The sequence below is a fragment of the Micromonospora trifolii genome (assembly GCF_050516465.1).
GTDB lineage: Bacteria > Actinomycetota > Actinomycetes > Mycobacteriales > Micromonosporaceae > Micromonospora > Micromonospora trifolii.
In genome coordinates, this window is sequence record NZ_CP191526.1 from 6,891,894 (window position 1) to 6,904,460 (window position 12,567).

The 12,567-nt window shown below is 73.1% G+C and carries 11 protein-coding genes; 2 read left to right on the top strand and 9 right to left on the bottom strand.

Going from position 1 to position 12,567, the window contains the following annotated elements:
• Window positions 1–62: 62 nt before the first annotated feature.
• The 9 genes from cydC to deoC form a co-directional block, all read right to left on the bottom strand.
• Entirely contained in the window at window positions 63–1,850 is a 1,788-nt protein-coding gene (gene cydC, locus ACQRWP_RS32190) for a thiol reductant ABC exporter subunit CydC (protein ID WP_430499926.1), read from the bottom strand.
• On the bottom strand, window positions 1,847–3,523 hold the full coding sequence (gene cydD, locus ACQRWP_RS32195; RefSeq protein WP_430499927.1) for a thiol reductant ABC exporter subunit CydD: 1,677 nt from the start codon (window positions 3,521–3,523) through the stop codon (window positions 1,847–1,849). Before cydD ends, cydC begins: the two co-directional genes overlap by 4 nt.
• Window positions 3,520–4,527, bottom strand: coding sequence for a cytochrome d ubiquinol oxidase subunit II (locus tag ACQRWP_RS32200; RefSeq protein WP_430499928.1), 1,008 nt, complete (start codon window positions 4,525–4,527; stop codon window positions 3,520–3,522). Before ACQRWP_RS32200 ends, cydD begins: the two co-directional genes overlap by 4 nt.
• Before the next feature lie 10 nt (window positions 4,528–4,537).
• Window positions 4,538–5,791, bottom strand: coding sequence for a cytochrome ubiquinol oxidase subunit I (locus ACQRWP_RS32205; RefSeq protein WP_430499929.1), 1,254 nt, complete (start codon window positions 5,789–5,791; stop codon window positions 4,538–4,540).
• A 373-nt stretch (window positions 5,792–6,164) separates the two neighbouring features.
• A complete protein-coding gene (locus ACQRWP_RS32210) occupies window positions 6,165–7,070 on the bottom strand; it encodes a M56 family metallopeptidase (protein ID WP_112624284.1) in 906 nt (301 codons plus the stop codon).
• A 10-nt stretch (window positions 7,071–7,080) separates the two neighbouring features.
• Window positions 7,081–7,554 (bottom strand): BlaI/MecI/CopY family transcriptional regulator, encoded by a 474-nt coding sequence (locus ACQRWP_RS32215; RefSeq protein ID WP_112679098.1) that lies wholly within the window; start codon window positions 7,552–7,554, stop codon window positions 7,081–7,083.
• A gap of 273 nt (window positions 7,555–7,827) precedes the next feature.
• A complete protein-coding gene (locus ACQRWP_RS32220; RefSeq protein ID WP_430499930.1) occupies window positions 7,828–8,652 on the bottom strand; it encodes an aldehyde dehydrogenase family protein in 825 nt (274 codons plus the stop codon).
• Window positions 8,645–10,075 carry an aldehyde dehydrogenase family protein gene (locus tag ACQRWP_RS32225; RefSeq protein WP_430499931.1) on the bottom strand — a complete coding sequence of 477 codons (1,431 nt, stop codon included), beginning with the start codon at window positions 10,073–10,075 and terminating at the stop codon, window positions 8,645–8,647. Before ACQRWP_RS32225 ends, ACQRWP_RS32220 begins: the two co-directional genes overlap by 8 nt.
• Before the next feature lie 6 nt (window positions 10,076–10,081).
• The gene (gene deoC, locus ACQRWP_RS32230; protein WP_430499932.1) at window positions 10,082–11,041 is read right to left on the bottom strand and encodes a deoxyribose-phosphate aldolase; all 960 of its coding nucleotides are present in this window, start codon (window positions 11,039–11,041) and stop codon (window positions 10,082–10,084) included.
• A 133-nt stretch (window positions 11,042–11,174) separates the two neighbouring features.
• Between deoC and upp the strand changes: the two genes are divergently transcribed.
• Together upp and ACQRWP_RS32240 are read left to right on the top strand one after the other, a co-directional pair.
• Entirely contained in the window at window positions 11,175–11,807 is a 633-nt protein-coding gene (gene upp, locus ACQRWP_RS32235; protein WP_091394488.1) for a uracil phosphoribosyltransferase, read from the top strand.
• Window positions 11,808–11,879: 72 nt separating this feature from the next.
• On the top strand, window positions 11,880–12,557 hold the full coding sequence (locus ACQRWP_RS32240) for a GOLPH3/VPS74 family protein (protein ID WP_430499933.1): 678 nt from the start codon (window positions 11,880–11,882) through the stop codon (window positions 12,555–12,557).
• The last annotated feature ends 10 nt before the right edge of the window (window positions 12,558–12,567 follow it).

The following is a 12,567-nucleotide window of genomic DNA, read 5'->3' on the forward strand; positions in this document are numbered from 1 at the left end:
ACCCTGCCACGGACTCCCGCCGGTCGACGTCCGGGACAACCCTGGTCCGCCCCCGAGTCGGGTCAGGGGGCGAGCGCCAGGTAACCCCGTTCGGCCGCGGCCTGGAGCAGCCACTGGTCCCGGTACCAGCCCGGGGCCGCGACCAACTCGGCGTGCCGACCGCGCTGGATCACCCGGCCGCCGTCCAGGACCACGATCTCGTCCAGCTCGTCCAACCCGCTGAGCCGGTGGCTGATCAGCAGCACCGAGTGCCCGGCGGGGGTGGCGGCGAGGGCGGACCCGAGCACCGCGTCCGCGGCGGTCGGGTCCAGACCTTCGGTGGGTTCGTCGAGCACCAGCACCGGCGGCGCGGCGAGCAGGGCCCGGGCGAGCGCCAGCCGCTGCCGCTGCCCGCCGGAGAGCTGCCCGCCCTCCTCGCCGACCAGCGTGTCCCAACCCGCGGGCTGAGCGCGGACCCACTCCAGCAGGCCGGCGGCCTCGGTGGCCGCGGTCAGCTCCTCCTCGCCCGCTGCGGCCCGCCCGAGCAGCAGGTTCTCCCGCACCGTGGCATGGAAGACGTACGCCTCGGCCAGCAGCCCGCCGACCGCGCGGGGCAGCGCCTCCTCGGCGTACGTGGAGAGGTCGTGACCGTCCAGGGTGACCCGGCCGGACGCGGGCCGCACGGTGCCGGTCAGCACGGCGGCCAGGGTGCTCTTGCCGGCGCCGCTCGGGCCGACGACCGCGATCCGGCGTCCCGCCGGCAGGTCCAGGCTGACCCCGTCCAGGGCGGGCGCCGCACCGGCCCGGTACCGCACTGTCACGTCGACGAAGCGCAGCTCGTGTGGACCGGTCAGGTCCGTTGGACCGGTCGCCGGCGGCGCGGTCGGCGGGTCGGTGTCGAGCAGATCGGCCACCCGGGTCAGGCCGGGCCGCAGCTGCGTCCACTGCCGGGCCGCCGCGACCAACGCCAGCGTCACCTCGACGGCGGCCAGTGTGCCGACGGCCAGGACGCCCACCAGCACCCCCGGCACATCGGCGGCGAGCGCGACCAGCACCACCGCTGCGGCGGCCACGCCGGCGGCCAGCACTCCGGCCGCGTCCACGGCGAACCCGGTGGCGGCCAGCCGACGTTCCAGCCGGGCCAGCCGGTGGGCGCGCTGCTCGGCGGCGCGCAGCGTGATTTCGGTCGCCCCGAACGCGGCCAGGTCGGCGGCACCGTGGGTGAGGTCGATCGCGTCGGTGGCCAACGCGCCCCGCAGGGGGGCCACCTCGGCCGCGCTGCGGCGGGTGACCGCGGTGGCCAACGCGGGCAGCGCCACCCCGGCAACCAGCAGCCCGACGGCGAGCGCGCCGGCGGCCGGCGGCGAGATCAGCGCCGCCACGGCGACCGCCAACACCCCGACCAGGGCCGCCGCCGAAGCGGGCACCAGCACCCGCAGCAACAGGTCCTGGACGGCCTCCACGTCGGAGACCAGGCGGCTCAGCACGTCCCCCGAGCGGTGCGTCGTGCCACGGCGGGCCGCCAGAGTGGCGAAGACCCGGGCCCGGACGTCGGTGATCATGCGGAGCACCGCGTCGTGCCCGGCCAGCCGTTCGGTGTAGCGGAACACGCCCCGGCTGATCGCCAGCGCCCGGACCGCGACGATCGCCACGGTGAGGCGGTCCAGCGGAGGCTGACCGGCCGCGCTCATCAGCAGCCAGGTGGCGGTGGCCATCAGGGCGAGCCCGGCGAACTCGGTGGCGGCCGCCAGCAGCCCGGCTCCGACCAGGCGGCCCAGGTACGGCCGGGCCAGTCGCAGCACGGCCCGCTCGGCGGCGGCCCGCCCGGCCGGTGCCGTGTCGGCCACCGCCGGCCCGTGTTCCCCGGTCATCGGGTGGCCTTCCCGGTCGGTTCGGGCGTCAACTCGGTGACCCGACCGTCCTCGATACGCAGGATCCGGTCGGCGTCGGCCAGCAACGCCGGTCGGTGCGCGACCAGCAGCGCCGTCCGCCCGGCGACCAGGCGACGGGTGGCGTCGAGCACCACCGCCTCGGCTGCCGTGTCGAGTCGGGCGGTGGGTTCGTCGAGCAACACCACCGGGGCGGCACGCAGGAACGCCCGGGCCAGTGCCACGCGCTGCCGCTGCCCGCTGGACAGCCCGTGACCGCGCTCGCCGAGCAGGGTGTCCAGCCCGTCGGGCAGGCCGGCCACCACGTCGTCCAGGGCGGCATCGTGCACCGCGGCGGTGAGTGCGTCGGCCGGGGTGTCCGGCGCGCCGAGGCGGATGTTGTCGGCCAGCGAGGCGGCGAAGAGGTGCGCCCGCTGCGGCACCCAGGCGAGCTGCCGACGCCAGGCGTCCGGGTCGGCGGTGGCGAGGTCGACCCCATCCACGGTGATCCGGCCGCTGGTTGGCACCACGAAGCCCAGCAGCAGGCCGAGCAGGGTGCTCTTGCCGGCGCCGCTGGGCCCGATGATGGCGATCCGCTCACCGGGCCGGATGGTCAGGGTCACGTCGCGCAGCGCGGTGGTCCGCTCGTACGCCACTGTCACCCCCTCGAACCGGATCTCGGCCCGCGCGTTCGGAACGGAAGCGCCCTCGGCGGCCCGGGGCGCGGTGGGTGCGGCGGAGACGGTCAACGCCTCATCCAGCGCGGCCAGCCCTTCCATGCTGGCGTGGAAACGGCTGCCGGCGGCCCGCAGCGGCAGGTACGCCTCCGGGGTCAACAGCAGCACCAGCAGCGCGGTCTGCAGGGCCAGCCCGCCGCCGAGCAGGCGGATGCCGACCGGCACCGCGACCAGCGCCACCGAGAGGGTGGCTACCAACTCGAGGACCAGCGCGGAGAGGAACGCGATCCGCAGCGTCTTCATGGTGGCGACGCGGTGACCGTCGGCCATCCGGCGCACCACGTCGGTCTGCGCCCGGGCCCGCCCGAACGCGCGCAGCGTGGGCAGCCCGGCGACCATGTCCAGGAAGTGCCCGCCGAGCAACGCGAGCCGCCGCCACTGCCGTTCGGTGGCGGCCTGCGCCTGCCAGCCGAGCAGCGCTCCGAAGACCGGGATCAGCGGCAGGGTCAGCGCGATGATCACCGCTGAACTCCAGTCGGCGAAGACGACCCGCGCCAGCACCGCCAGGGGCACCGTCACGCTGAGCACCAGTTGGGGCAGGTACCCGGTGAAGTACGCGTCCAGCGCGTCCAACCCACGCCCGGCCAGGGTGGCGATCTCACCGGCCCGCTGCCCGGCCACCCAGCCGGGCCCGTGCCGGCCCACAGCGCCGAGCAGGTCGGCCCGCAGCGTGGCCTTGACCGTGGCGGCGACCCGCGCCGAAACCGTGCCCTGCGCCCAGACCAGGGCCGAGCGGGCGGCGACCGCGACCACGAAGCCGGCCAGCGCCGGTCGATCCAGCCGACCGTCGATCGCGGTGGCCAGCAGCGACGCGAGCGCGGTGGCCTGCGCCACGATCAACCCGGCGGCCAGCACCCCCAGGAGTGCGAGCACAGCAAGATCGCCCCGGGCCGCAGGGACCCGGCGCAGCAGACGCGGGTCGAACGGACGGCGGCTCACCAGTACACCGGTGCCCTACCGTCGGTCCGTCCTCGGAAAACCCACCAGCACATCGCCTGGAAGCCTAGTAGGGCCGGAAGTAGCGGCAGCGCCACCCAGCCCAGCAGCCGGAGGGTCGGCGCGCTGGCGGCGGCGTCGGCCACCCGCAGCGAGGCGTCCGGGTCGGTCGTGGACACCAGCACGTAGGGCCAGAGAGCCGCTCCGACCAGCACCACCGGCAGCGCCAGGGCCGCGCCGGTGGCGACCAGAGCCCAACCTGGCCGCCGCCGGGTCAGCGCCGCGCGGGCCGCCAGTAGCGCCGCCACGAGCAGCACCGGCAGGAGTACGGCCACCGCCGGCCGCTGCACGGCGTCGCGTACCCGGGCCGAGAGCAGGCCCACGACGGTGGCCAGGACGACGGCGGTGAGCGCCACCGGGACCAGCCGGCGGGCCGTACGGCCGACCGCGGCGGCGGCCTCGGCCGACAGGCGCAGGGTGAGGAAGGTCGCCCCGTGCACCGCGACCAGGGTGACCATGGCCAGCCCGGCAGCGGCCGCGAACGGGGTTGCCAGGTGCGTCACCCCGGCCACGTGCCCGTCGGCCTGGAGGGGTACGCCCTGCAACAGCGCGGCGAGCAGCGCACCCCAGCCCAGCGCGGCGAGGGCGCTTCCGATCACCACGACGCGGTCCCAGCGGGCACGGATCCGCTCGTCACTGGGTCGGCTGCGCAACTGCACCCCGACGGTGACCAGGATGACGCCGACCAGGGCGCCGACGACGACCGGATAGCAGCCGGCGAGCAACTCGCCCTCCAGGAGGGGGAACGCGCCGAAGAGGATGCCCATGGCGGCCACCAGCCAGACCTCGTTGCCGAGGAAGAACGGGCCGAGCGCGGTGAGCGCCTCCCGCCGGCCGGCCGGACCGACGCCGCGGGCGAGCAGCAGCCCGACGCCGTAGTCGTAGCCGGCGAGCACCAGATAGCTGGCGAAGAAGAGGCCGAGCAGGGCGTACCAGGCGAGGTCCACGGTCTACTCCTCAGATGAGGGCGGGTTCGGGGTGGGCCGGCTCGCTGGGCGGTGCCGGTGGGCGGCCGAGCGCCGGGTCGGCCGCACCGCGCCTGGCGTGCCGGGCGAGCAGCACCCAGTTGGTGACGGCGAGGGTGCCCAGCAGCAGGCTGAACCCGATCAGCGAGGCGAGCATCAGCGGTGCGCTCACCGGGGAGACGGCCTGCTCGGTGGGGAGCAGCCCGTACGCCACCCACGGTTGACGGCCGACCTCCCGGGAGATCCAGCCGAGGATCACCGCGATGAACGGCAGCGGCAGGGCGAGCAGGATCAGCCAGAGCGGGAAGCGCAGTCGGATGACCCAGTCCCGGAAGAGAAGGGGCAGCAGGAGCCAGACGCAGCCGAGGGTGAAGCCGATCAGGATCATGAAGCCCAACCCGACGCTGGCCAGCACCGGCGGGGTGTAGTCGCCGGGGCCGAACCGGGTGGTCCACTCGGCGATCAGCGCCTGGCTCTCCAGGCTGTCGCCGCCGAACTTGGTCGGCTGCACCGAGCCCACCGGGCCGAACTGGGCGAAACCGAAGCCCTGCACCATCGTGATGGCCAGTGCCGCGGTGACCAGGCCGATCCGCAGCGAGGTGCGGAAGAGCGCGAAGTCCGGGGTACGCCGGATCAGGTGCCCGGCGCTGACCGCCGCCATCAGCATCCCGCCGACCAGCAGCGCCGCCGAGACCACGTGCCCGAAGGCCATGCCGAGGCTGGGGTTGGTGAGCAGCGCGCCGAAGTCGGTGAGGTGGGCGATCCCGTCGCGGACCTCGTACCCGACCGGGTTCTGGAGCCAGGAGTTGGCCACCATGATCCAGAACGCCGAGGCGTACGCGGTGATCGCCACGCCCCAGAGCAGCGCGAGGTGGACGCCCTTGCCGAGCCGGTGCCAGCCGAAGATCCACATGCCGAGGAACGTGGACTCCAGGAAGAACGCCACAAGCGTCTCGATGGCCAGGGGTGCCCCGAAGACGTTGCCGACGTAGCGCGACAGGCCACTCCAGTTCAGCCCGAACTGGAACTCCATCACGATCCCGGTGGCGATGCCGAGCACGTAGTTGATCACGTACAGCTGGCCCCAGTAGCGGGTCAGCCGCTCCCACTTCGGGTTGCCGGTGAGCACCCAGGCGGTCTGCATACCGACCAGCAGGGTGACCAGCCCGAGCGTGACGACGACGAACAGGAAGTGGATCGAAGTGGTGGTGGCGAACTGCAGGCGGGCGAGGAGCAGGGTGTCCATGACCAGCCCTCCATAGCGTTGGCTGCCTTGTCGTAGCCACCCTACACGTAGTTTGCCTACTGGTAGGAACTACTACGCCCTGTCGTAGGCAACCCTACTACGTCACGTAGTAACTGGGGGAGATTGCACTCGATCCTGGATGCAGTGGCCTCGCGGCCCCGGGATGCCCCTCGATCCAGGATCGAGCGCGATCTTGCGAGGGGTGCGGGGGGCGCGGGGGCGCTCGGCGCGCGCAGGGCGCGTGGCGCGCGCAGGGCGCGTGGCGCGTGGGGCGAGGGCGCGGGGTGGGGCGGGACGCGGCACCGCAGGGGCGCGTGGGGCAGCGCATCCCGCGCGGTCCTGCCCGCGTGGGCTCAGTGGCGCCCTGTGGGCGTCAGCTCAGGAAGAGGGTGACCGGGAGGGCGACCAGCGTGGTGGCGACCGCGAGGGCGGTGGCGCCCAGCACCCGGGGCGGCCGGTCGCTGACCAGCAGGCGCTGCACCCGTACGTCAAGATCCCGGTCGCCCATGCCGAGCGCGCCGGCCGGGGTGATCCGGTGCCCGGCGGCGGCGAACCGGCGTAGCGCCCCCGCCAGCGGGGCCTCGGCGTGCAGCTCGCGGGCCTTGTCGTCGGCGCGCATCTCGACCAGCAGGGCGACCCGCTCGTGCGCGTCGCGCACCCAGCCGAACCACGGCAGCGCCCGGCACAGCGCGGTGAACGGCAGCAGCACCAGGTCGTGCCGCTCGTGGGCGTGCGCACGCTCGTGACTGAGAACCGCGGCCAGCTCGGCCCGGTCCAACAGGCTCAGGGTGCCGGCGCTGACCACCACCTGCGGCTTCACGCCCGGCAGGCAGTACGCGGCGGCGCTCGGATGATCCAGCACCAGCGCGCCCGGCGCGGCCGGGTCGTTCCGGGCGACCAGGGAGAGCAGGTCCCGGTGGCGACGCTGGGCGCGTACGGTGCCGTGGATGCTGCGCACGGTCGTCGTGACCAGCACCGCCCCGATGCCGAAGCCCACGCCGACGCCGGCCAGGTGGAACGTGCCCACCCCGATCGGCAGGGCGCCGTGGGCGAGGTCGTTTGCCAGGGCGAGCAGTGCGCTACCGGTCGGCCGGTCGTACGCGCTCAGCCCGAGCGCCATCGGTAGGCCCATCGCCGAGAGGCCCAACGCCAGCCCGACGGCCTGCCAGCAGACGATCGCCACCCGGGGGCTGCGCCACGTCCAGGTGGAGCGGGCCAACACCTGGGCGGTCAGATAGCAGGCCAGCATCGTGGCGGCGAAGTGCACGGCGTAGGCCATGGTGTGCGCCCTACCGCTCCGCTGCCTCGCCGGCGGGCCGTCGGCCCGCCGGCCCGTCCACCCGATCGGTCAGGGCGTCGGCCCCGCCCGCGTCACTGCCGGTGGAGCCCGGCCCGGTCAGGCCGGCCTCGCTGCCCAGGGCTGCTCGCAGCACCTCGGCCTCGGTGCCGGTCACCGAGCGGGCGAACCGCACCAGCGCGGCGTCCCGGCTGCCACCCAGATCGAGGGCGTCGAGCATGAGTTGAGCGATGTGCGCCTCGCGGCTGGCCGCCGGACGGTACCGCCAGGCCCGACCCTCCCGCTCCCGCTGCACCATGCCCTTGCCGGCGAGCCGGTCCAGCACGGTCATCACCGTGGTGTATGCCAACTCACGGCCATCGAGCGCGTCGGCCACCTCGCGCACGGTCACCCCGTCCGACGTGCCGGGAACCACGTCCCACAGCACGTCCATCACCGCACGCTCAAGATCGCCTAACCGAGTCACAAACCAATCCTACCCCCGGTAGTAGACCCCCACCCACCCCACCGGGCGATCATGAGGTTGACCGACCCCCAGGAGATCAACACCCCCGCCAACCCCATGATCACCGCACTTTGGGGGGCCGCCCTACCCGAGGCAGAACCCCTGAGCTGACCCACCCGACGAACCCGGCCCACGTCAGGTTTTCCGGGGGAGCCCCGCCCGCGCAGGGATCAAGCCTGACCGCCCGGAGCGGGCGGGGCTCCCCCGGAAAACCCAGAAGGACGAGGAAAACGATCACACCCCCTTGGGGTGCCACACCGTCTTCGTCTCCAACAGCGCGGTCATCGGCGCCATCCCCGGGTCACCGGTCCAGTCGTGGTCGGCCGGGGCCGGTCGGAGCACCCGCTTGAGGTTCTCCGCCGCCTTGACCTCCAGGTCGGTGGCGAGCGCGGCGTCGGTGACCCCGGTCAGGTCGATCGCGTTGACGTCCATGTGCGCGGCCAACGTCGGCGCGGTTTCGGTGATCGCGCCGGTGAGGATGTTGACCACACCGCCGGGCAGGTCGGAGGTGGCCAGCACCTCGGCCAGCGTCACCGCTGCCAGCGGCTCGCTCGGCGAGGCCGCCACCACCACTGTGTTGCCGGTGACGATCGCCGGGGCGATCACGCTGACCAGGCCGAGCAGCGCCGGGCGCTCCGGGGCGACCACCGCGACCACGCCGGTCGGCTCGGGCGCGGAGATGTTGAAGTACGGGCCGGCGACCGGGTTGGCGCCGCCGTACACCTGGGCGAGCTTGTCGGCCCAGCCGGCGTACCAGACCCAGCGGTCGACCGCGGCGTCCACCTCGTCGCCGGGGATGCCCAGGGCGACGAACTGTTCGCGGCGGCCCTCCAGCATCTCGGCGGCCCGGTAGAGGATCTGACCCCGGTTGTACGCGGTCGCGCCGGCCCAGCCCTTGACGGCGGCGCGGGCGGCGACCACCGCGTCCCGGGCGTCCTTGCGGGAGGCCAGTGACACATTCGAGGACTGCACGAGATACGACCGTCCCGACTCGCTGCGCGGGAACTTCCCGCCGATGAAGAGCTTGTACGTCTTGCGTACCGCGACCCGCTCAGACATTGAGGTAGCCCTCCAGCCCGTGCCGGCCGCCCTCGCGACCGTAGCCCGACTCCTTGTACCCACCGAACGGCGAGGTGGGGTCGAACTTGTTGAAGGTGTTGGCCCAGACGACGCCGGCGCGCAGCCGGTCGGCCATCCACAGGATCCGGGAGCCCTTGTCGGTCCAGATCCCGGCCGACAGCCCGAACGGCGTGTTGTTGGCCTTCTCCACGGCCTCGGCCGGGGTGCGGAAGGTGAGCACCGACAGCACCGGGCCGAAGATCTCCTCGCGGGCGATCCGGTGTGCCTGGGTGACGCCGGTGAAAATGGTCGGCGCGAACCAGAAGCCCCGGTCGGGCAGGTCGCACGGCGGTGACCAGCGCTCGGCGCCCTCGGCCGAGCCGGCGTCGGACAGTTCGCGGATCCGCTCCAGCTGGGCGGCCGAGTTGATCGCGCCGACGTCGGTGTTCTTGTCCAGCGGGTCGCCGACCCGGAGCTGAGCCATCCGTCGCTTCAGCGACTCCAGCACCCGGTCGGCCACGTTCTCCTGGACCAGCAGTCGGGAGCCGGCGCAGCAGACGTGCCCCTGGTTGAAGAAGATGCCGTTGACGATGCCCTCGACGGCCTGGTCGATGGGTGCGTCGTCGAAGACGATGTTGGCGGCCTTGCCGCCCAGCTCCAGGGTGAGCTTCTTGCGGGTGCCGGCGATCGACCGGGCGATGGCCCGGCCCACGTCGGTGGAGCCGGTGAAGGCGACCTTGTCCACGCCGGGGTGCTCGACCAGCGCGCGGCCGGTGTCGCCGGCGCCGGTGAGGATGTTGACCACACCGGCCGGCAGCTCGGCCTGCTGGCAGATCTCGGCGAAGAGCAGCGCGGTCAGCGGGGTGGTCTCGGCCGGCTTCAGCACCACAGTGTTGCCCGCGGCGAGCGCCGGGGCGATCTTCCAGGCCAGCATGAGCAGCGGGAAGTTCCACGGGATGACCTGTGCGGCCACGCCGATCGGCTGCGGGTTCGGGCCGAAGCCGGCATGACCGAGCTTGTCGGCCCAGCCCGCGTAGTAGAAGAAGTGCGCGGCGACCAGCGGCAGGTCGACGTCGCGGCTCTCCCGGATCGGCTTGCCGTTGTCCAGCGACTCCAGGACGGCCAGCTCGCGGGAGCGCTCCTGGATGAGCCGGGCGATCCGGTACAGGTACTTCGCCCGGTCCCGGCCCGACATCGGGCCCCAGACCTTGTCGTACGCCTTGCGGGCGGCGCGGACCGCGCGTTCCACGTCCTGGGGGCCGGCCTCGGCTACCTCGGCCAGCACCTCCTCGGAGGCGGGGTTGATCGACTTGAAGCTGCCACCGTCGGTCGGGTCGACGAACGTACCGTCGATGAACAGCCCGTACGAGGGTTTGAGGTCCACCACCGAGCGGGACTCGGGGGCGGGGGCGTATTCGAACATCGGCTATCAGTCCAGGGTGAAGTAGTCGGGACCGGAGTAGGTGCCGGTCGTCAGCTTGGTGCGCTGCATCAGCAGGTCGTTGAGCAGGCTGGACGCGCCGAAGCGGAACCAGTCCGGGTCGAGCCAGTCCGGGCCGACGGTCTCGTTGACCATCACCAGGTACTTGATCGCGTCCTTGGTGGTCTTGATGCCACCGGCGGGCTTCACGCCCACCTGCCGCCCGGTGGCCTCGCGGAAGTCGCGGACCGCCTCGAGCATCACCAGGGTCACCGGCATCGTCGCCGCGACCGGGACCTTGCCGGTGGAGGTCTTGATGAAGTCGCCGCCGGCCAGCATGGCCAGCCAGGAGGCCCGCCGGACGTTGTCGTAGGTGGCCAGCTCGCCGGTCTCCAGGATCACCTTGAGGTGGGCATCCCCGGAGGCTTCCTTGGTGGCCACGATCTCGTCGTAGACCTCCTTGTAGCGCCCGGCCAGGAACGCGCCCCGGTTGATCACCATGTCGATCTCGTCGGCGCCGGCCGCGACGGCGGCCCGGGTGTCGGCCAGCTTGATCTCCAACGGCGCCTGGCCCGACGGGAACGCGGTCGCCACGCTGGCCAGGTGCACGCCACTTCCCCGCAGCACCTCGGCCACGTGGGGAACCATCGCCGGGTAGACGCAGACCGCACCGACGTGCGGGCAGGACGGGTCGGCCGGGTCCGGGCGCAGCGCCTTCGCGGCGAGCGCGCGCACCTTGCCCGGGGTGTCCGCCCCTTCCAGGGTGGTCAGGTCGACCATCCGGATCGCCAGGTCGATTGCCTGGGCCTTGGCGGTGGTCTTGATGGAGCGGGTGCCGAGCTGTGCCGCCCGCTGCTCCGCGCCGACCTGGTCCACGCCGGGCAGGCCGTGCAGGAAGGTCCGCAGAGCGGTCTCGGATCGTCCCAGCTCGGAGAGCTCCGACCGGGCCGACGTCGTTGTCGCCGTCATGCCGAGAAGTCTACGCACCGGACCGCCGAGTGATCTTGCTCACGAGCGCTCGGTGACCTGCCGACGTGAGCGACGTCCCTGGTCCGACCGCACCCGCACCGCCGCGCGGTACGGACCGGTAGGTTGAGCGATCGTGGACGTACACGTCATTGACCACCCGCTGGCCCAGTCAAGGTTGACCGCCATGCGGGACGCGCGCACCGATTCCTCGACGTTCCGGGCGGCGCTGCACGAACTGACCACCATGCTGGTGTACGAGGCGGCGCGCACCTTCCCCGTCGAGCGGTACCCGGTGCAGACGCCGGTCACCGGCACCGAGGGCACCCGGCTGGCCAACCCGCCGCTGCTGGTCCCGGTGCTGCGGGCCGGCCTGGGCATGGCGGACGCCGCGCTGGGCCTGCTGCCCGAGTCGTCGATGGGCTTCGTCGGCCTGGCCCGCGACGAGGTGACCTACGAGCCCCGCGCGTACATGGAGTCGTTGCCGCGCGACCTGGCCGGGCTGCCGGTGCTGGTGCTCGACCCGATGCTGGCCACCGGAGGTTCGCTGGAGCACTCCTGTCGGCTGCTGGCCGATCGGGGCTGCACCGACATCACAGTGCTCTGTGTGCTCGCCGCCCCGGTCGGCATCGAGCGGCTGGAGCGCTCCGGCCTGCCGTTGCGCCTGGTCACGGCCTCGATCGACGAAGGGCTCAACGACAGCATGTTCATCGTCCCCGGCCTCGGCGACGCCGGCGACCGCCAGTTTGGTGGCATGCCCCGCTTCTGAGGGGATACCCGGTCGGTGCCGGGTCCGGCGGGTCCGTGCGCGCGGTGCGTGGACCCGCTACCGTCTCCGGCCATGACTGGTGTTGCGCTCGCCGAGGAGTTGCTGCTCCTCGCCTACGACGACACGACCGGCAAGGCGACCATGCCACGGATCAGCCTGGACCTGGGCATGGCCGCCGCGGTGCTGGTCGAGCTGGCCCTGGCCGGCCGGATCGCGTACGCCGACGGATCCCTGACGGTGATCGACCCGACGCCGACCGGCGAGCCGTTCAGCGACGATGTCCTCAGCCGGATCACCGCCGACACCCCGCACACCCCGGCGTCCTGGGTGCAGCGTCTGCGGCACGGCCTGCGCGACCGGATCCTCGCCGACCTGTGCCGGCAGGGTGTCGTCCGGGACATCGACGAGACCGAGCTGGGCTTCATCCACGTGCACCGCTACCCGGTCGTGGACTCCTCCGTCGAGGCGGAGACCCGGCAGCGGCTGGCCGAGGCGCTGACCGGCGCGGCAGCCCCGGACGAGCGGACCGCCGCGCTGGCCACCCTGGTCGTGGTGCTCCGGATGGAGTCCGCGCTCGGGGTGAGCGGCGAGGCCGCCGCCGACGCCCGTCGCCGGTTGACGGAGATCGCCACCGGCGCCGGGTTCTCCGGAGAGGTGAGCACCGACGACTCGGTGGTCCGCCCGTCAGTCGGCCTGGTCGTCGCCGCCCTGGCCAAGGCCGTCGACCAGGCCCTCGGCCCGCGCCGCTGACCCCGCGCGC

Coding starts and splice junctions, on each gene's coding strand:
- cydC (WP_430499926.1), bottom strand. CDS start 1,850: ATGACCGGGGAACACGGGCCGGCGGTGGCCGACACGGCACCGGCCGGG.
- ACQRWP_RS32205 (WP_430499929.1), bottom strand. CDS start 5,791: ATGGACACCCTGCTCCTCGCCCGCCTGCAGTTCGCCACCACCACTTCG.
- ACQRWP_RS32210 (WP_112624284.1), bottom strand. CDS start 7,070: ATGGCCTACGCCGTGCACTTCGCCGCCACGATGCTGGCCTGCTATCTG.
- ACQRWP_RS32220 (WP_430499930.1), bottom strand. CDS start 8,652: ATGTCTGAGCGGGTCGCGGTACGCAAGACGTACAAGCTCTTCATCGGC.
- ACQRWP_RS32225 (WP_430499931.1), bottom strand. CDS start 10,075: ATGTTCGAATACGCCCCCGCCCCCGAGTCCCGCTCGGTGGTGGACCTC.
- deoC (WP_430499932.1), bottom strand. CDS start 11,041: ATGACGGCGACAACGACGTCGGCCCGGTCGGAGCTCTCCGAGCTGGGA.
- ACQRWP_RS32240 (WP_430499933.1), top strand. CDS start 11,880: ATGACTGGTGTTGCGCTCGCCGAGGAGTTGCTGCTCCTCGCCTACGAC.